This is a genomic window from Floridaenema evergladense BLCC-F167, assembly GCF_041929205.2.
GTDB classification, from domain to species: domain Bacteria; phylum Cyanobacteriota; class Cyanobacteriia; order Cyanobacteriales; family Aerosakkonemataceae; genus Floridanema; species Floridanema evergladense.
Map to the genome: position 1 here is coordinate 2543367 of NZ_CM171625.1, position 19769 is coordinate 2563135.

Annotated in this window: 18 protein-coding genes; 8 read left to right on the top strand and 10 right to left on the bottom strand. The window is 39.2% G+C overall.

Annotated elements, in window-relative coordinates:
- Positions 1–52 precede the first annotated feature (52 nt).
- Entirely contained in the window at positions 53–946 is an 894-nt protein-coding gene (locus ACE1CA_RS12475) for a 3'(2'),5'-bisphosphate nucleotidase CysQ family protein (protein ID WP_459563609.1), read from the bottom strand.
- A 198-nt stretch (positions 947–1144) separates the two neighbouring features.
- Positions 1145–2011: a sugar kinase gene (locus ACE1CA_RS12480; protein WP_413277899.1), complete on the bottom strand. Its 867-nt coding sequence runs from the start codon at positions 2009–2011 to the stop codon at positions 1145–1147.
- Positions 2012–2234: 223 nt separating this feature from the next.
- On the opposite strand from ACE1CA_RS12480, the gene ACE1CA_RS12485 reads away from it, so the two are divergent.
- Positions 2235–4514, top strand: coding sequence for a bifunctional diguanylate cyclase/phosphodiesterase (locus tag ACE1CA_RS12485; RefSeq protein WP_413277900.1), 2280 nt, complete (start codon positions 2235–2237; stop codon positions 4512–4514).
- Positions 4515–4547: 33 nt separating this feature from the next.
- Complete coding sequence (rsmI, locus tag ACE1CA_RS12490; RefSeq protein WP_413277901.1) at positions 4548–5396, top strand: 16S rRNA (cytidine(1402)-2'-O)-methyltransferase; 849 nt, start codon at positions 4548–4550, stop codon at positions 5394–5396.
- A 94-nt stretch (positions 5397–5490) separates the two neighbouring features.
- Here rsmI and ACE1CA_RS12495 read toward each other — a convergent pair whose 3' ends face one another.
- Complete coding sequence (locus tag ACE1CA_RS12495; RefSeq protein ID WP_413277902.1) at positions 5491–6540, bottom strand: hypothetical protein; 1050 nt, start codon at positions 6538–6540, stop codon at positions 5491–5493.
- 254 nt (positions 6541–6794) lie between these two features.
- Between ACE1CA_RS12495 and ACE1CA_RS12500 the strand changes: the two genes are divergently transcribed.
- The gene (locus tag ACE1CA_RS12500; RefSeq protein ID WP_486517795.1) at positions 6795–7118 is read left to right on the top strand and encodes a lipopolysaccharide assembly protein LapA domain-containing protein; all 324 of its coding nucleotides are present in this window, start codon (positions 6795–6797) and stop codon (positions 7116–7118) included.
- A 358-nt stretch (positions 7119–7476) separates the two neighbouring features.
- Positions 7477–8706 carry a hypothetical protein gene (locus tag ACE1CA_RS12505; RefSeq protein ID WP_459563607.1) on the top strand — a complete coding sequence of 410 codons (1230 nt, stop codon included), beginning with the start codon at positions 7477–7479 and terminating at the stop codon, positions 8704–8706.
- Here ACE1CA_RS12505 and ACE1CA_RS12510 read toward each other — a convergent pair.
- The gene (locus tag ACE1CA_RS12510; protein ID WP_486517796.1) at positions 8703–8891 is read right to left on the bottom strand and encodes a hypothetical protein; all 189 of its coding nucleotides are present in this window, start codon (positions 8889–8891) and stop codon (positions 8703–8705) included. The two genes, ACE1CA_RS12505 and ACE1CA_RS12510, sit on opposite strands and share 4 nt — an antisense overlap.
- 100 nt (positions 8892–8991) lie before the next feature.
- On the opposite strand from ACE1CA_RS12510, the gene ACE1CA_RS12515 reads away from it, so the two are divergent.
- Positions 8992–9714 carry a PHP domain-containing protein gene (locus ACE1CA_RS12515; protein ID WP_413279913.1) on the top strand — a complete coding sequence of 241 codons (723 nt, stop codon included), beginning with the start codon at positions 8992–8994 and terminating at the stop codon, positions 9712–9714.
- Positions 9715–9798: 84 nt separating this feature from the next.
- On the opposite strand, the gene ACE1CA_RS12520 is transcribed toward ACE1CA_RS12515, so the two are convergent.
- From ACE1CA_RS12520 to ACE1CA_RS12535, 4 genes are all read right to left on the bottom strand, one after another.
- Positions 9799–10482 (bottom strand): response regulator, encoded by a 684-nt coding sequence (locus ACE1CA_RS12520; RefSeq protein WP_413279912.1) that lies wholly within the window; start codon positions 10480–10482, stop codon positions 9799–9801.
- 112 nt (positions 10483–10594) lie between these two features.
- Positions 10595–11545, bottom strand: a complete 951-nt coding sequence (locus tag ACE1CA_RS12525; RefSeq protein ID WP_413279911.1) for a glycosyltransferase family 2 protein — start codon at positions 11543–11545, stop codon at positions 10595–10597.
- 142 nt (positions 11546–11687) lie between these two features.
- Positions 11688–12797, bottom strand: a complete 1110-nt coding sequence (gene mraY / locus ACE1CA_RS12530) for a phospho-N-acetylmuramoyl-pentapeptide-transferase (RefSeq protein WP_413279910.1) — start codon at positions 12795–12797, stop codon at positions 11688–11690.
- 131 nt (positions 12798–12928) lie between these two features.
- Positions 12929–13180, bottom strand: coding sequence for a DUF3134 domain-containing protein (locus tag ACE1CA_RS12535; protein WP_413279909.1), 252 nt, complete (start codon positions 13178–13180; stop codon positions 12929–12931).
- Positions 13181–13304: 124 nt separating this feature from the next.
- Between ACE1CA_RS12535 and ACE1CA_RS12540 the strand changes: the two genes are divergently transcribed.
- The 3 genes from ACE1CA_RS12540 to polA all read left to right on the top strand — a co-directional run bounded on the left by ACE1CA_RS12540 (position 13305) and on the right by polA (position 17696).
- Complete coding sequence (locus tag ACE1CA_RS12540; protein WP_413279908.1) at positions 13305–13889, top strand: PAP/fibrillin family protein; 585 nt, start codon at positions 13305–13307, stop codon at positions 13887–13889.
- 23 nt (positions 13890–13912) lie between these two features.
- Positions 13913–14704 (top strand): PD-(D/E)XK nuclease family protein, encoded by a 792-nt coding sequence (locus ACE1CA_RS12545; protein WP_413279907.1) that lies wholly within the window; start codon positions 13913–13915, stop codon positions 14702–14704.
- Between the two features lie 64 nt (positions 14705–14768).
- Positions 14769–17696, top strand: a complete 2928-nt coding sequence (polA, locus tag ACE1CA_RS12550) for a DNA polymerase I (protein ID WP_413279906.1) — start codon at positions 14769–14771, stop codon at positions 17694–17696.
- A gap of 49 nt (positions 17697–17745) precedes the next feature.
- Here polA and ACE1CA_RS12555 read toward each other — a convergent pair whose 3' ends face one another.
- On the bottom strand, positions 17746–18948 hold the full coding sequence (locus tag ACE1CA_RS12555) for a glycosyltransferase family protein (protein WP_413279905.1): 1203 nt from the start codon (positions 18946–18948) through the stop codon (positions 17746–17748).
- A 39-nt stretch (positions 18949–18987) separates the two neighbouring features.
- Positions 18988–19761, bottom strand: coding sequence for a class I SAM-dependent DNA methyltransferase (locus ACE1CA_RS12560; RefSeq protein WP_413279904.1), 774 nt, complete (start codon positions 19759–19761; stop codon positions 18988–18990).
- Positions 19762–19769: the final 8 nt, after the last annotated feature.

Consider the following 19769-nt stretch of genomic DNA (forward strand, 5'->3'; position numbering starts at 1 on the left):
TTAATCTGTAGGGTGCGTTAGCCAAGCGTAACACACCCTACGCTGAGGATTTCTAACTTTCTAATTGTTCCAAAATTTCTTTTGTTTGATTGCATAATTGTTCGTGACAATGACCGTTACTAGCAATTAAGCAACCCCATTGATTTACATCTCCTCGATTGTAATTGAGAGGAGAGCCATCTAAATAAGTAAATTTTCCTCCAGCTTCAGTGAGAATTAATTCGGGTGCAGCAATATCCCAATCTTTAGGTGCAGATTTACTGGAAAGAGAAATGTAAACATCGGCTCTTTGTTCGATGATAGTGGCAATTTTGCAGCCAACACTACCGACATATTGTTGATTTTTGCAGGGTAAATGTTGCAATAAATAATTAAATCGTTCATCTCGGTGAGTGCGACTGACTACTAATGATAAATCTTCAAGGTTTTGGCGTTGAGAAACTGTTACGGGAGTGGCATTTCCCTGGCGTGTTTCCACAAAAGTACCGCCACCTTTAAGGGCATAATATAATTTTTCTGCTTCGGGCCAAACTACTACGGCAGCTATGGGACGATGTTGATAAACTAAGGCAATTTGTACTGCATATTCGCCTGTTTGTTCGATAAAATCTCTAGTGCCATCTAAGGGGTCAATAATCCAAATCCATTCTTGAGATAATGGGGGAGATAAGACTCCTTTTGATTGGAATTTGTATGTTTCTTCGGTGAGATAACCAAAGTCTTGGGTGCCAAAACTGGCTTGTAAATTATCGAGAATATATTGGTTTGTCACTAAATCTGCTGCGGTGACTGGCCCTTCTTTTTTCTCTTGGATGTTTAAGTCGCCGCGATCGGACTCTCCACGATAATACGATCGCAGGATATCAGCTGCACCCCAACCTACCGATCTGGCGATCGCCAGTACTTCTTCTAACCCTTCAAATTGGTCTTTTCCTAAATATTTCAACACTACTAAACTTCCTTATAATTTTGGCAGTTGTTTATTGATGCTATCCGTTGCTGTCACCAACTTGCTCGCAATTTGAGCCCCGCTTGTTTGGTTAACCAAGATTTTACAAGATAAAAGACAAAACTGGCATTTATTTAATTTATATTTTGTATTTCCTATTTATGTTTTCATTGTAAAACATCCCAGCTTCTCAAGTCAAAAAATTCCCTGAGACATCCACCGTCTTGTGCCAAAATATTGGCAAGATTGAGCAGCAACTTTCGCCGCTTCTTGGAGTGCAGGGAGGAAATCTTGATGCAAAATATAGTGGCAGAAGGCTCCATGAAAGATATCTCCTGCACCCAAAGTATCTACTGGTTTAATTGCGGGAACTTCTATGATTCCAGCTATGTCTTTTGATAGATATTGGATTGGTTTTTCTCCTTGAGTAATGGCAATGTGAGGAATACCTAACCCCGCTAAATAAGCGAACACTTGTTCTGTAGTTTCGCAACCAGGAGGATAAAAATTAGCCGAACATATTGCATAATTTACTAAAGGTAACAACTCTTCAAATCCAGGTTTCCAACTGCCACCATCTACTACTATGGGAATACTTTTTGCTTGACTCTGTTTGGCAATTTTTTGGCTGACTGCCATTTGATGACCGTCGATTAAAATAATGTCAATATCTTGTAAGATTTCATTCGGAATATTTTCTGCTGCCACTTGGGATTTCGTGGCATTGATGGAAATCACTGCTCGATCGCCTGTAGAATTAGTAACAAGAATAGAAGATACTGGTGGTGCTTCTAATCGAGTCGGCTCTAAATCCTGAATTTCTAACTGATAATTCGCTAAATCAGAGCGAATTAAATGAGTTATTGGGTGCTGTCCAACTACTCCTAAAATTTGTGCGCTATTCTCCCAATAACTAAAGGTTACAGCAGCATTTGTAGCTGGCCCACCTGCGGTTACAGTATAATCTAAAGCTACAATTTTTTGATTGATACCAGGCGGGCTTGAGGTTAAATAAACTAAATCTAACGTTACTAATCCTACAAAAAGTCCCCTTTTCCCCATAACTTCATTTTTATCTCAGCTATTAGAATTTAACATTAATTTAGAGAATATTGCTTCATCTTTGTCAAACCCAAGCTCTGAGGAAAATACTCGCTTAATGCTTTGAATAAGCAATCGTCACAAAGTTTAATTTTAGCTTACTAAGAAATTATTTACAAAATATTTTATGTAAAATCGGTAAAAGGAGAAAAATTTACAGCATATTTAAACAGAGAAATTGTTTATGCAAGAAATATTCAAAAATTTGTTTTTTTCAGAAAATTTTGTACCTCACGGACACTGCTATTTGTGGAATCCTGGCTTAGTTTGGTTGCACCTACTATCAGACGGGTTGACAGCACTAGCTTACTATTCAATACCGTTAATGCTGGTCTATTTTGTCCATAAGCGGCACGACTTACCTTTTAAAAGCATTTTTTTCTTGTTTAGCGCTTTTATTGTTACTTGTGGGACAACTCACCTATTAGAAGTTTGGACATTGTGGCATCCTGTTTATTGGCTTTCTGGAGGTGTCAAAGCACTGACGGCGTTGGTTTCAATGTATACAGCATTAGAATTATGGCCTTTAATTCCCCAAGCTTTAGCACTTCCTAGTCCGGCAGAATTAGAAACCGCTAATCAAAAGTTAGCAGCGGAAATTGCGGAAAAACAACAAGTAGAAGCGACTTTAAAGCAGAGGGAAGCGCACTTTCGATCGCTTTTTGAAGGGGCTAGTGTGGGGATTGAAATTATTGATTTGGCGGGGAGAACGATCGCAGTTAACCCAGCATTACAAAAAATGTTAGGTTACGATGAAAAAGAACTGACTACCTTCGATTTTACAGAAACTATTACTTTACAAACATCGGCTAATGAAGCAGATAAAAATATAAATTCTGCTACAGATAAACGTTATTTGTTAAGAAATAGACAGGCTTTAAATGAGAGCGATGGTTATCAAAAAGAAAGGCGTTACCTTTGCAAAAATGGGCAGATGATTTGGTGCCAAGTTCATGCTTACTTAGTGCGCGACGATCGGGGTAGACCACAATTCTATATTCGCATGGTGGAAAATATTACCGATCGCAAACAAGCATTAATAGAATTACAGCAATATCAGGAACGCTTAGAAGATTTAATCGGAGAACGTACAGCTTTACTCACTCAAGTAAATCAACAACTTTCTTGGGAAGCTAGTCATGATGCCCTAACAGAATTAATTAATCGTCAGGAATTTAGAAAACGTTTAGAGGAAGGTTTGGGAACAGCTAAAACCCAAAATCAACAACACGCAATCTGTTATTTAGACTTAGATCGATTTAAAATTGTGAATGATACTTGCGGTCATGCTGCGGGTGATGAACTATTGCGCCAAGTGAGTAATTTGTTGCAAAAGCAAGTGCGCCAAACTGATGTTTTAGCAAGACTTGGTGGCGATGAATTTGGTTTGCTTTTGCATAATTGTTCTATTCAACAAGGACAAGCTGTTGCTCAATCACTTTTAGAAAGTATCCGGCAATTTCGTTTTATTTGGGATAATCAACCTTTTGCTATTGGTGTAAGTATTGGTTTAGTGAGAATCACTGCCGAAACTAAAAACATTGAAACTTTGATGAATATGGCTGATTCTGCTTGTTATCAGGCTAAGAATAATGGTCGTAATTGCATCTATACTTACGAACCTGATGATGTGGAAACAACACAAACAAATCTAGCTGAACAATGGTTAAAGAAAATTAATCAAGCAATTTCTGCTCAGAAAACAAATAATTTAGCAAGCAATCAATTCCGTTTATATAGTCAACAAATCTCTAACCTAAGTTCTCGCTCATCTCGATCGGAATTTCAAGAAATTTTGTTGCGCTTAGTGGATGAAAATGGAGAAATAATTCCGCCAATGGCTTTTTTACCTGCGGCAGAACGTTATGATTTAATTACGACGATCGATCGCTGGGTAATTGATACTGTTTTTGGCATATTACATCAGCAAAGTCAGGAAGCACAAAGTCGTTGTTTGTATGCAATTAATTTATCAAATTCTAGCGTGAAAGATGAGGGATTAGTTGATTTTCTCAAAGCACAATTGAATACCCATAAAATTCTGCCGCAATCTATTTGTTTTGAAATTTCCGAAACCGCGATCGTTGCTAATTTGAGTACAGCAACTAAATTAGTAGAATCATTAAAAAGTTTAGGATTTAGTTTAGCTTTAGATGATTTTGGTTGTGGAATTTCTTCATTGAATCAACTCAAAGAAGTACCTGTTGATTACTGGAAAATCAGTGGCAATTTTGTTAAACAGATAGGAGATGACGCGATCGCCTACGAAATGGTAAAAATGATTAATCGAATTGCACATATATTGGGAATAAAAACTATTGCCAAGTTTGTTACCGATCGTAGTATCCTGTTAAAATTGAAAGAAATGGGAGTAGATTACGCTCAAGGTTACGGAATAGCCAAACCTCACCCTTTAGTAGTTAATTCTCATTTGATCTACGAAAGTATTGGAGTAGATGATTAGTGTTATTTTGAATGGTAAATTATTAATTAAAATATGGGAACACTTTACTTAGTAGCAACTCCCATTGGTAACTTAGAAGATATGACTTTTCGGGCAATTAGAATTTTACAAACAGTAGACCTAATTGCGGCAGAAGATACACGCCATACGGGAAAATTGCTGCAACATTTTCAAATTAAAACGCCACAATTGAGTTATCACGAGCATAATAGTCAGCAAAGAATTCCCGAATTACTGTCACAATTGAGTCAAGGAAAAGCGATCGCACTCGTAACCGATGCCGGAATGCCATTAATTTCCGATCCGGGATATGAATTAGTTAAAGCTTGCATTGCACAGGGAATTTCTGTAGTTCCCATTCCCGGCGCAAATGCAGCAATTACCGCTTTAAGTGCAGCTGGATTAGCTACAGATAAATTCGTTTTTGAAGGCTTTTTACCAGCTAAAAATAAAGAACGCCGTACCTATTTAGAAACATTAAAAAGTGAAACTCGCACGATAATTTTTTACGAATCTCCGCACCGTTTGCGGGAAACTCTACAAGATTTAGGCGCAATTTTGGGCGAAGAAAGAGAGATTGTTTTAGCCAGAGAGTTAACCAAAATGCACGAAGAATTTTGGCGGGGAATGATTGGCGATGCGATCGCGCACTATACCAACCGCGAACCTCAAGGCGAATTTACCTTAGTAGTTGCTGGCGCTACTTTAGAAAAACCCCAACTTTCAGAAGCAGCAATTAAAGCTGAATTACAAAACTTACTGAGGCAAGGATTATCTCGTTCTGACGCTAGTCGTCAATTAGCTCAACAAACTTCTCTTCCCCGTCGCCAAATTTACCAGTTAGCACTAACAATTCCCGAACCTAATTTGGCTGAGGAATAAGGTTTAGGATCTCCCTTAGTTGTGGTAGAAAACCCTGATTTTGGGGACTGGGGACTGGGGACTGGGGACTGGGGACTGGGAAACCTTACTATTTTTAACTATCTTGAAACACTTCTTGCGAGAACATTTCTGATAAGGTGCGAAGATAGGGCAAAAATGGTGCTACATGATCTAACGATAAGCGATCGTGCATTTCCCAAAGCATATTGTGTAACATTTCCTGCACTAAAGTCCAACTGACTTGCAAACGCGGATATAACATCACACAAAGCGGGAAAAGTTCCTGTTGTACAGAGCGAATATTACTTTCTAAAACACACAAACACAGGTAAACTTGGAACATTTCCACATCACGAATGCTGGAAATTTTCACTACTTCTGAACGTAACGATCCAGAGTAACTTTCATAGCTAGGGTGCTGACGAATTACCCGATCGTAAACTGCATAAGCAATCCTAGTACTAATTGGTAAAAGATGCTGAACTGCTAATAATGCAGATGAATTTACTTCATGCTTAGCCGCAGCTTCGTAAGCTGCTTGCAATGGCATATACATATAATCGTCCAACACCTTTAAGTAAGGTGAAAATAACGCTTGTTCCGCAGGTGAAAGCCAGCCTAAAATTTTTTGTCCAGTGTAATGAAATTGCATACTCACAAAACCGATCGCTCGCGGATCTTGGCTAGTATATTTATGCCGCACTCGACCGCTATCTTTACCCACCAATACCGACAAACGTTCTGGCGCAGCACCATCAGCAAAAGCTTCCCAAGCTTTTTGAAACAAATTTTTCGTATCCGCTGCAATTTCCAAAGGATTAATTAATTCTGGATTAATTCCATGACGACGAATTTCTTCCGAAAGTAAAGTTTCCGTCAACGACCAAGCTTGAGCACTAGCTAAAGTCAAATTCTGCATCAATTTATTTGCAGTTTTCCGCCGACCTATTTCCGAATTTACTTCTTCGAGATTTTCATTTTTTGTCTGTTTCTGAGACTTGTCACGGGTGACGGAAAGGTAGTATTTTTTAGCCCACAACATTGCCAGAGAATGATAATTCGATTCTAATGATTGATGCTGAGAAGCGGGAACACTACCAGACTGAACTTTAAATGATGTAGATGCCAAAGGATTAGTCATCATTTTGGTTTAATTTGTAAAAATGGTTTAAAACGACCCACTAAAGTAAGGGCGATTCCTCAATCGTCCCTAGTCTTGAAGCCAGACCCGATCGGTCTAAGTTAGACCCCTTTTTCTAAAGCACAGAGGTTCAGCTATAAATCTGATGACAGCGTTCGGATTCTACTGAATCTTGATACTCAGAAATGCTAAAGTATGAAAAGTATGATGTATTTTTACGTAAAAGTAAAACAGTTTGTTTACGAAAATTAACTTTAATGAAATCTCTAGCCACATTAATTATTTCTGGTATCATTGCAACCTGGATCGTGGCGATCGCGATTCTCTCCGTCCAAAACGCCTCACCAGTCGCCCTTAAGTTTTTAGCTTACGAGTCAATCAAGTTGCCAGTAGGTGTAGTACTGTCCTTTAGTGCTGCTGGGGGTGCGATCGTCGGCGCGATCGTCGCTCTCCCGCTGTTCAGTTCCCCCAGTTCCCCATCAGAAGACTTTCCCGAAGAAGATGAGCCCACAGGCGATCGACAACAACAAACTACAGTCGGTGCAGATGATTGGACACAAAGAAGGTCAAATGATTGGTGATTGGTGTGTTGATATCAAGTCCCCTTGTCTCCTTGTCCCCTTGTCTCCCAATCCCCAGTCCCCAGTCATATCTACCAGTTAAGAAATCGTCCACTTTGTACGAATAGATTTGAGAAGTGGAACCGAGTAATTTTACTGAGTCAAAATTCTGAAAGTTCGCTCTGTGTAAGTAATCCAGCAGTTTCTTCTGTAAAAGTTGCGCCTACTTATGATTGACAGACTAATCAAAAAAATCAAAAGCTTGTGACAGTGACACATTGCTTGCACCTTTATAAACCGTAGTTGACTAAATTTTAAGTGTAGACACTTAACAGCCAGACAATTTTAGTAGTTAGCTAATCCATCTGTCAGGTTAATTATGAGAGTAGAATATATGAATTTACCTAGCTGTGAAAGTTTAATAAATTGGGCAAATATAGATGATGATTTTGCTGCTAGTGAGTCAGCTTTAGATATTGATGTTCTGACTTACCGGGTTTGGAGCGAACTACAGTCGCAAATTAAATCTATTAGTTCAATAAAAGTTTCTCCGGCTTCAATGCAGGGAGTGGCGAGTCGAATAGCGAAAGAGGTAGACAGAATTTGTCAGCAAAGTTCTCGGATTCAAAATTCGGGAGAGGTTCGTTCTTGGCAATTATCTTTAGCTAAACATCGAGTACAAAAATGTGTAAATTACTATCAGCTTGGTTCTCAACAAAGCCGGATTGAGTTACACAGTACTTTGGCGGCAATAGTTTATCGTTATATTGCTCCGATGCGATCGCAGCTTGGCTTTCAAACTCGTTACAACCTGATCGAAGATTTCCTACAAGGCTTTTATCTAGAGTCGCTGAAAGTCTTCCGTAAAGAAGCTGAACTACCGGAAAATTACACTCCCCGTCATTCCCTAGAAATTGCTGAATACTTAGCATTTACCGAACAATATGCCAGACGCAAAATTTCTGTAAAAGCAGGTCTTTCTCAGCAATTAATTGTGTTACGTGCCCAAACTTTTTCCCGTCGTCAACCAGCAGAAACAGCGATCGATATTGAATTAGCTGCTGAGTCAAATAAAAATGAAGATGCTGGCGCATCCGTACAAGAATCAGCACTACAACAAGTGCGAGCTTCTATGGTATCGGAAAGTAGCGATCGTTCAGAAGCATTGTTGCGAGAAAATTTAATTACAGAGTTGATTCAATATTTGGAAGCGCAAGGACAACCAGAATGCGTGAAATATCTGATTTTAAAATTGCAAGATTTATCAGCCCCAGAAATTGACGAAATTCTCGGTTTGTCTCCCCGACAAAGAGATTACTTACAACAGCGTTTTAAGTATTATGTAGAAAAGTTTTCTCGTTCCGATCGCTGGCAGTTAGTTCATCAATGGTTAGGTGCAGATTTAGATCAAAAGCTGGGTATGTCTTCTGTGCAATGGGAACTATTCTGGCAGAAACTCTCACCCCAACAGCAACAACTACTGCAATTAAAGCGTAACCAAGTTAACGACCAAGCGATCGCCACCGCCCTAAAATGCTCCCTCAAACAAGTCCAAAAACGCTGGGCAGAAGTTTTAGAACTCGCTTGGCAAAATCGGAATCGGGACTAGGAAGAGGTGGGGGGGTGGGGAGGTAGGGGGATGGGGGGAGTTTCTAGTTCTAGATCTCTCCCCATCTCCCCATCTCCCCATCTCCCCATCTCCCCATCTCCCCATCTCCCCATCTCCCCATCTCCCCATCTCCCCATCTCCCCATCTCCCCATCTCCCCATCTCCCCATCTCCCCACCCCCCCACCTCCCCCGCTCCCTGCCTTCTGCTGGTAAATTTGCTAACTTAGTCTTAACAGTTAGTTACTTTTTTTAGCACTCAGCTTAGCGCTAACTGCCCTAGTTCTATGACAGCAATTTGCAACTCACTGGGAAACCAGCTTTTGAATTCAGCCCAAATACTAGCGGCGCAAGATGTGGTAGCACTCAAAGGGGTGTTCGACAGCATCAATGCCGAGAGTTGTCCGCTGCAATTTAACTTTCATCTCCACACCAAATGCTCTGATGGTAAATTAGAACCACAGCATTTGGTGGAACAAGCGATCGCTATTGGTTTGAAAGGATTTGCTATCACAGATCATCACAGCGTTAACGGTTTCTATCAAGCTATCAGTTGGCTAGAAGAATGGAAGCATTCTTCCCCGGAAACCTCTGCACCTCGTTTGTGGACTGGGGTAGAAATTACTGCAAATCTCCTGGGAACTGAAGTGCATATTTTGGGTTATGCGTTTAACCCACAACATCCGTCAATGTTGACTTATTTGCTAGGCGTGAGTCCTATGGATGAAGAAGCTAAAGCAGCTAATGCGATCGCAGCTATTCATCAGGCTGGTGGTTTGGCAGTACTCGCGCATCCAGAACGATATCGTCTGTCGGCAAGTACTTTAATTCCCGAAGCTGCCCGTCTAGGTATTGATGGAGTAGAGACTTATTATGCTTACAACAATCCTAATCCTTGGCGTACTAGTCCCGAACAGACTCAACAGGTGCAACAGTTAAGTGCCACGTACAATTTGTTAAATACTTGTGGCACTGATACTCATGGAGTTAATTTACTTTTACGGTTGTAAAAAGAACTCTTGGAGCAGGGGAATATTTCCCTAACCCCTAACCCCTAACCCCACCCTAGTCCCTAGTCCCAAAAAACTCTTCTTTCACTTGGTTAAACCATGTTCTAAGGCATAGCGGACTAATTCGGTGCGGCTGTTGGTGCCTGTCTTACTGAATAAGCGACTCACATATTTTTCGACGTTGCGAACGCTGGTTTCTAAACGACGGGCGATTTCTTTGTTCATCAGCCCTTGTGCTACTAAGTCTAGGACACTTTGTTCTCTGGGGGTCAAATCAATTTTAATGTGGGTTTCAGATTGGGCGATCGCAGGTCTTTGCTGCAACAATTTCCTAATTTCAGCCAATTGTCGCGCAATATCTTCAATATCTGTACCTTCTCCAGCTTTTTCGGAGGTCGATCGACGTTCCAACAAATTCTCTACAATTGCTACTAACTCATCAGGGTCAAAAGGTTTGGAAAGATAAGCATCACAACCAGCTTGGTATCCTTGAATGCGGTCTTTTGTCATTCCCCTAGCAGTGAGAAATACCACTGGCAATGATTTGAAACGTGGATCTTCCCGCATTTGTTTGAGAAATTGATAACCATCTACTTGCGGCATCATAATATCTGTAATCACCAAGTCAGGAGGATTACTTTGCAGTTTTTCCCAACCTTCGGTAGCGTTACTGGCAACATTAACGTTGAACTCGCTATCTTCTAGATAAGCTTGTACGGCTTCGCGCAATCCTGGTTCATCATCCACAAGTAACAATTGACCTGCCATCTGTACCACCTTATTACCTTAAGAATTACTTACTATATTAAATGTAACGAAATTTATTCAATACAAAGGGGAAAGGTTGTAATCCTCCCTTTTCCCAAGTTTTGCCAAAGTTTTATTCTAGTCGTTCTATCATTTTTGCTGTTTCGGGAAGTTGTGCTGATTGCTGTCCTAAAAATCTTGCTCTTTTGCTTACTAAGCCTAAAGGAGTAGTTACTAAGTCTGTAAAATTAGCTTTACCGAGAATTGCTTTGACACTAGTAATTGGTACTTCTTTCACTATCCATCTACTTAAAGTAGAAATATATTCTTTTGTCGGAATATCTTTCATTAAACTAATGCCGTAAAGTTCATGTAAATAGCGATTTGATTTTCCGTATCTGCGCCATTGGCTTTGAAATTCTGATAGTGTAGAACGATGGCGATGTTGGATAATTGCATTTGGCGCAAAATGAATTTTCCAGTTAGTTTCTCGTTGGATTCGCCAACAAATATCGGCATCACCACCAGTAGTTAAGTAAGGACGAAATAATCCAATTTGAGTAAAAATTTCTTTTCTAATTGCTAAGTTAGCTGTTTGACCGTAAGGACAAAATGGATGTTGTAAGGTATATTTTTGAGATAACACATCCTGCTTTTCGGCATATTTTTCTAAGATGGTTTTTCCAGGTAATCCGATAATTTCCCCGGCGACAATGCCAATATTTGCATCTTGAAATGGTAAGATTAATTCAGTTAACCATTGGGGTTGGGGACGACAATCAGCGTCGGTGAAGGCGATAATTTCACCACTAGCGGCGCGAATTCCTGTGTTGCGTGCGGCGTAGGAACTTTGAATTTTGGTTTCGGCTAAGTAGTGAATTTTGGGAAAGTTTTGGGCGGCGTTTTGGATAATGGTGGAAGTGCGATCGCTACTAGCATTATCTACTAAAAAATATTCTACTTGTTCGATGGGATAAGTTTGTGATTTTAAGCAATTAATTAAATCCGCCAAATCATTTTCCCCGTTATAAATTGGGACGACTACCGAAACTTTTGGTGATAGTGTTTTCTCTTGGTTGCTCATTTTTGATTTTGGGGACTGGGGACTGGGGACTGGGGACTGGGAAGATAGTTTTGAGTTTTGAGTTTTGAGTTTTGAGTTTTTCCCTACCTCCCAGTTCTCAACCTCGCCATCAGTTCCCAGTACCTAGTCTCTAGTCCCCATATTAACGAATCAGCAAACACAAAATATATAAAATTCCATTAATGGTGTAAAAAGTTCCAACAACTTGCAGTTCTGACCAGCCAGAAAGTTCTAAATGATGATGTAATGGTGCCATTTTAAACAGTCTTTTCCCTACACCATCTGGCCCTTTTGTTGCTTTGTAATAACTGACTTGTGCCATTACGGAAAGAGTTTCGACAAAGAAGATGCCACTGAGGATAAATAAACTCCAAAGTGTGTTACTTAATAGAGCTACAGAGGCTAAAGCACCTCCTAATGCTAGGGAACCTGTATCGCCCATAAATACACTTGCTGGATTACGATTATGGGCTAAAAATCCTAAGCAACTGCCACTTAAACAGGCGCAAAATATCATTAATCCGGGATGAGTTGGGGCGACTAAGGTAGCTAATGCTAAAAATACGATCGCGCAAAGTCCACCTGCTAACCCATCTACGCCATCAGTTAAATTAGTAGCATTGCTTTCTGCTACTAATACAAAAACTGCCAAAGGCCAAAACAATAAACCTAAAGGTAATGTTAAACCGAATGGTAGATCGATCGTGGTAATATTTGCTGGTTGCTGCCATAACCAGAGACAAAATAACGCTGCAAAACCAATTTGTAAGGCTAATTTCATTTTTGGTGAAATGCCTTTGTTGGATTTCCGACGTAAAATTTGCCAATCATCTAACCAACCAATAAAACCATAGCCTAGAGTTAATCCAGCAACCGCTGCTACTGTTGGGAAATCTTTGATTCCTAAACTCAAAGCTGACCAAATTAAGGAGATAATCACGCCAACTGGGATAAAAAATATTCCACCCATTGTGGGAGTGCCACCTTTTTTTAAATGACTTTGTGGCCCATCTTCCCGAATTACTTGTCCAGCTTTGAGCGATCGCAAAAGTGGTACAATCCAGTAACCTAACCCAGTTGTTGCTATGGCACAAACCCAAAACGGCAGTGTTAAAGAAACTCCTGGGTTGAAAAATCTACCTGTTTTCCCATCCAGAAAAATCGCAACTCCACTCAACACAACTGCTAGGATTACAGACAGACTCACCCCTGATAATTTGAGTGATTTGCTATCTAGTGATTTAGCATCCACGAAAATACTTCACTCCACACTATAAATTGATTTTGGTGATTGGAAAGGTAGAACGCAGAGGGTGAGGGGGCAAATCTGAGTTTAACTTTCTTTCCTTCTGCCTTCTGCCTTCTGCCTTCTGCCTTTAAAGATTAAATCTCTTCGTCCAACTCTCCGATGTCATCATCACCGAAGTCGTCGTCATCATATCCCATCTCATCAGTAGCGATCAAACCGTCAATATCTTCACCTTCTTCGGGATAATCTTCAGAGGGGACTTCATCTCTTGCTAGAAGGCGACCTGTAGATTCTAACCAATCAAGAATCGAAGTGTCGTGTTTGGTTGGGATTACAGCTGCGGGTTGATCTATTGGGTCTTCACGCAAGGAAGGATTATATACCATAGAGTCTTAAGCGTTACTTTAACTAATTATCAGACAATAAGAGTTTAGCAATTATCAGCCTATTCGACTCTAGTTTTAGAGCAGATTATGCTTAGAGGTAAGAATTCACAGGAGGTGTATAAACATGATTGGCAAGATGGAACTGCTAGAAGCGATCGCAGGCAAAAATCGTGGTTTACTAACCAAGGAAACTGATAAACTGGCAATCATGGCTTTAGTTGCCCAATTGGAAGACCGCAACCCCACTCCCAGACCAACGGAAGCCACTGATTTACTCGAAGGTAATTGGCGATTGCTTTACACTACTAGTCGGGAACTTTTAGGGATTGATAATCTACCATTGTTTAATCTCGGACAAATTTACCAATGCGTTCGCACTCAAAATACTAAAATCTACAATATTGCCGAAATTGTTGGGTTGCCGTTTTTAGAAAGTATTATCAGCGTGACTGCTACTTTTATTCCGGTTTCCGAACGTCGAGTCAACGTGAGATTCGATCGGGGAATTATCGGTTCGCAACGGCTATTTGATTATCAAAATCCCGATAATTTTATCCAACAAATTGCAGCGGGGAAAAAGTTTTTCGGATTTGATTTTGCTATTACCAACCGCGAACAAAAAGGCTGGCTAGACATTACTTACTTAGATGATGATATGCGAATTGGCAGAGGCAATGAGGGCAGCGTATTTGTCTTAACTAAAACCTAAACATTAAATATTTGGAATTGCTTATGCGCTTATCCCAAAGACATTTAAATATCCTTTCCAGTTGTCCAAGAAAGTTTCAACATACTTTTTTAGATCAATTTGGTTCTGTGACTACTCCCGATCAGCAAGAAAAGCTAAGTTGGGGTAGTCATTTTCACTTGTTGATGCAGCAGAGGGAATTGGGTTTGCCGATCGAATCTTTGTTAAAAGAAGATACTAAAATGCAGCATTCTGTAGTTGCTTTAGTTAGTGCTGCACCGGAAATTTTAACTCCTAATCCTAGTAATGGCAACTTCCGCGACAGCGAACATTTCCGCAGTTTAAATTTTCAAGATTGCTTGCTGACTGTAGCTTACGATTTACTGATTGCTTCTGATAAAAAAGCCCAAATTTTAGATTGGAAAACCTATCCAGAACCGAAAAAACGACAAATTTTAGAACAAGATTGGCAAACTCGTTTATATCTGTTTGTTTTGGCAGAAACGAGTGATTATAAACCCGAAGAAATCTCAATGACTTATTGGTTTGTCCAATCTAAACCAGAACCAAAAAGTTTAAGATTCGCTTACAATAAAGAGAAACACGAACAAACCAAACAAGATTTAATTTGGTTATTAAATCAACTCAATTATTGGTTGGAAAAGTATAAAATGGGAGAAGAATTTCCTCAAATTGCAGAGACTTCTAGAGATTGTAATTTTTGTCAGTTTGGGGTGAGATGTGAAAGGAGTTTGGAAACACAAGAAGCAGTAATAAATCAAGAAAAAATACTCGCCTTAGCTAATATAGAAGAGGTTCCACTAGATTTTAGTTAGTAGTAACGTACCTAATTTTAATCTCAATTATCAGAACTAGCAACTTGAGTTAAAATAAATAATTATGTCAAAATCTAACGCTACTGAACCGGAAAATTTACCCCTGATCGTCCTAGTAGATGGTCACTCTTTAGCCTTTCGTTCTTTTTATGCTTTTGCTAAAGGAAGAGATAGCGGTTTAAAAACCAAAAGTGGTATTCCGACGAGTGCTTGTTTCGGTTTTCTGAAGTCACTTTTGGCGGTGATTGAGTCACAAAAACCGCAAAGTATGGCGATCGCATTTGACTTAGGTTTACCAACTTTCCGCCATGAGGCAGATGACACTTACAAAGCCGATCGCGCTGAAACACCAGAAGATTTTATCACCGATTTAAAGAATCTCCACGAATTATTAGACGCTTTTAATTTGCCAATTGTCACTGCACCAGGATATGAAGCGGATGATGTTTTAGGAACTTTAGCGGAAAAGGCGAGTGCAGCAGGGTATCGGGTAAAGATTTTGACTGGCGATCGCGATTTATTCCAATTAGTTGACCCCAAAAAAGGCATTAGCGTTCTCTATTTAGGCAATAATTTCTTACAGCGAGGAAGCACTACCGGACTAACAGAATTCGATCCAGAAGCAGTCAAAGAAAAAATGGGAATTTTGCCAGAACAAGTAGTAGATTACAAAGCTTTATGTGGCGATGCTTCTGATAACATTCCCGGTATCAAAGGTATTGGTGATAAAACAGCAGTAAAATTACTTTCTGAATACGGTTCTTTAGAGAATATTTATGCCAATTTAGAGCAAATAAAAGGTGCAAACAAAACTAAACTAGAAACTGGTAAAGATGCTGCTTATCACTCTCAACATTTAGCTAAAATAGTTGTCGATGTTCCTTTAGAAATCAAATTAGAAGATTGTCAACTTAAAGGGTTTGACACTTCAGTTTTAGAACCGCTTTTAGAAAAATTAGAGTTTAAATCTTACTTAGGCAAAATCAAACAGCTACAGCAAGCTTTTGGCGGTGAAGTTGAGGAAGAAAAACCAGAATCAGTTACGGAAACTTTACCCATTAATGAGGTAGAACTTCCCGACGAATCAGCAGAATTAGACTTTTTCACTTATGAAGAAACCTTAGCTGCACAAAAACAATCTATTTCACCAGTTACAATTCAAATTGTTGATACTCCAGCCAAACTCACTGCATTAGTCAAACAGTTAAAAACCTGTATCAAACTCACAGTTGCTTGGGATACTGAAACTAGTGATTTAGATCCTTTGTGTGCTGAATTAGTCGGAATTGGTTGTTGTTGGGGAACTAATTCCAATGAAGTTGCTTATATTCCCATCAATCACACATCAGGGGAAAATTTAGAGAAAGAAGCAGTTTTAGAAGCTTTACGTCCGATTCTGGAAAGCAACAAATATCCGAAAGTTTTTCAGAATGCGAAATTCGATCGCTTAGTCTTCCGCTGTCAAGGAATCAATCTCGCTGGCGTTGTCTTCGATCCAATGTTAGCTAGTTATGTTTTGAATCCTGAAAATAGTCATAATCTCAGCGATTTGACGCAAAGATATTTGGGATTCACCATTAAAAGTTATGAGAGTGTAGTTCCTAAAGGTAAAACGATCGGTGATGTAGATATTCCGGTAATTGCTGATTATTGCGGAATGCAAGTTTACGCCACATTTCAGTTAGTTGGAAAACTGCAAGAAGAACTAAAACCTGTTCCTCAACTCGAAAGTTTGCTGCGAGAAATAGAATTACCTTTGGAAGCAGTTTTAGCAGAAATGGAAGCAGTGGGAATAAAGGTTGATGCAGCGTATCTAAAAGAATTGTCCCAAAAGTTGGCACAGGATTTGAAAGCAATTGAAGAAAAAGCTTATGAAGCTGCGGGAGAGAAATTTAATTTAGGTTCACCGAAACAGTTAAGTCAGTTATTGTTTGAAAAATTGAACTTAGATAAAAAGAAATCGCGGAAAATTGCCTCTGGTTATTCTACCGATGCAGCAACCTTGGAAAAATTGCAGGGAGATCACCCCGTTGTTGATGCGATTTTAGAATCTCGCACTTTATCTAAATTGAAATCTACTTATGTAGATGCTTTACCACAATTGATGGATAAAAATCAGCGAGTACATACTGATTTTAACCAAACTGCTACGACAACAGGAAGGCTTTCTTCTTCTAATCCAAACTTGCAAAATATTCCCATTCGTACCGAGTTTAGCAGACAAATTCGCAAGGCATTTTTGCCGGAATCAGGTTGGTTATTGGTATCGGCTGACTATTCACAAATTGAGTTAAGAATTTTGGCGCATTTAAGCCAAGAACCTGTGTTAGTAGAAGCTTACCAAAATAATCAAGATATTCACACAGTTACAGCTAAAATTGTGTTTGAAAAAGAAGATATTACCCCTGATGAACGCCGGATAGCGAAAACAATTAACTTTGGGGTAATTTATGGCATGGGTGCAATGAGATTTTCCCGTTCTACTGGAATTAAAAAGGCGATCGCAAGTGATTTTATCGAAAAATTCAATACTCGCTATGCTAAAGTGTTCGATTATTTGGAAAGGATGAAACGGGAAGCGATCGCCAAAGGTTATGTAGAAACAATTAAAGGTCGTCGGCGTTATTTTAACTTTGAAGGTGGAAGTTTACGCGCTTTTAAAGGTAGTAACCCGGATGAAGTTGATTTAACAAAATTGAAAAATATCGGACAAAATGACGCACAACTTTTGCGTGCGGCTGCGAATGCGCCAATTCAAGGTTCTAGTGCTGACATTATTAAAATTGCAATGGTAAAATTGCATGAAGTTCTCCGCAATTATCAGGCGCGTTTGTTGTTACAAGTGCATGATGAATTAGTGTTTGAAGTTCCTCGTTCTGAATGGGAAGAGTTGGAACCAAAAATTAAGGAAACGATGGAAAATGCACTACCTTTAAGTGTTCCTTTGGTGGTTGATGTTCATGTGGGAGAAAATTGGATGGAGGCGAAGTAGGAGTGAGTGATTCGATTCGAGATTTGATACCAAATATCAACTTAATCTGTTACTCGACATTTTCCATAAATTCTAAAATAGGTTCCATCTTTTTCTCAAAATCAAATTCTGCCTCAAAGCATAATTTGGCATTCCGACTGTACATTTCGTAATCGTTGACAATTGCTTCGATCGCCATTTTTATTTCTTCTGGATCGAATGGTTCTTTAATGATAAATCCAAATTGATATTTCTCGGTTAATTCCCGTAATGATGGCAAGTCATTTACTATTACTGGTTTCCCCATTTTTAAAGAATGGGCTAATTTCCCAGAAGCCATTGCAATCTTACTACAATTATCGTCACAAGCTTGATATAAAGCTAGACAGATGGTTGCTGAAGCATAGATTTTATCTACTTCTTGATATGGGACGGGATCGGTTGAAATGAACAAGTTTTTTGAATTAACGCTTTGGATAGATTTAATATATGGATGGGTTAAGGGTTTTGGGAATGGTTCGTGAAAAATCAAAGCGCATCCATTATCGATCGATGCAAATGCTTCTGCGATTGGTTTGGATAAGAAAATTTCGTCGATCGTGCCTGCTTGTAAAATAATATAGGGAAATCTCTCTTGACTTAAATTAAACTTTTCTCTAAAGTAGTTGGCGCTATTTTCATCTGTGAAACTATTGGGTTCGTTGAGAGGAGAGTTTGGCAAATAAAAAACTTTTGGATGTCGATATTCATATTGTTCGCAAAGGGTGGCAAATCTATCTTCATCTTGAACGATCGCTGCTGCGGATTTTTTATAAGCTAGTTTAGCGAGGCTGCCAATAATTGAACTAAATTTGTTGAGTTCTCTTAATTCGAGAGAAAGGAATAAAAATTTCTGCTTGAATAAGTAAAAGCTGAGTAAAGCGGCGATCGATCCATAAACATCAATACCTATATTAATCTGTTTTTTTTGTTCTGAAGCTCGACTATTTTTTAAAACCTGAATTAAACATTGAATAGCATATATAATGAATTTGAATCCAGATGAATCTTTTTTCAAGCCCATGTAACTGAGAAGTTCAAATTTATTTGAGAATTCGCGAAAGTAAAATATTCTTACTTTTTCCCCCATTTCTCCCGGTTCAGCGTATTTATTATCTCTGCCGTAGATGTTTACTGAGTATCCATTCCGAACTAAGAGTTTGGTGGCATTAATTACAGTAGGAGCAATACCAACATAGCCTTCATAAAAGAAAATAGAGCAGGATTTGTTCATGTTTTGATTTAGCCTTAATTAAGGTTAACCTGAATTTATTCAACTTATGCTTTTGCCTATAAAGTAAACCCCCCAAGTCTCAAAGCCTGGATCTTTATCTGTGAGCCATTCTTTAAAAGCAAGTAACTCTATTTGGTTTTGGGATAATAAAACCTCTATTTCTGGTTTGAATAAATAGCGCATTTTATGAATTTCTTGGAGTTCTTCTACTGTACCATTAGATTTATTTTTGATAAATACTTGATATTTAACATCCACTAAATTATTATTAGGATACATGACTGGTTCAGCTATGCGAGTAACCAATATTTCTTCATCTTCCAAGCGCTTAACTCGCACGGTGGGTCGATCGCTCAACACAGCAGGCCCATACCAGCAATCAAAAATTAGCACTCCTCCAGGCTTCAGATGCGCTTTTGCAGTTGCGAAGGCGGCTTGTAAATCTTGGTTGGTTGTCTGGTAGCTGATTACGTGGAACAATGAGATTATGGCATCAAATTGGCGATCGAGCCGCACAGTACGCATATCCGCACGGGCAAATTTAAGCTTTGACGCTACAGCGGGATCTAAATTCACCAAGCTTTTTTCTGCTTGCTCTAGCATATCAGCGCTAAAGTCTACGCCATACACCTCATAACCTAATTCCGCCAAAAGTGCAGCGTGTCTTCCCGTTCCGCAACCTAGTTCTAAGATAGATTGGGTATCAGGTGCAAAGTTTTGCAGCAACTTATGGATAAACTGCACTTCACCAGCGTAGTCTTTATCTTGGTAAAGTAAGTTGTAATAGCGAGCGTAATTGGCAAAAACTGGCATATTAATCC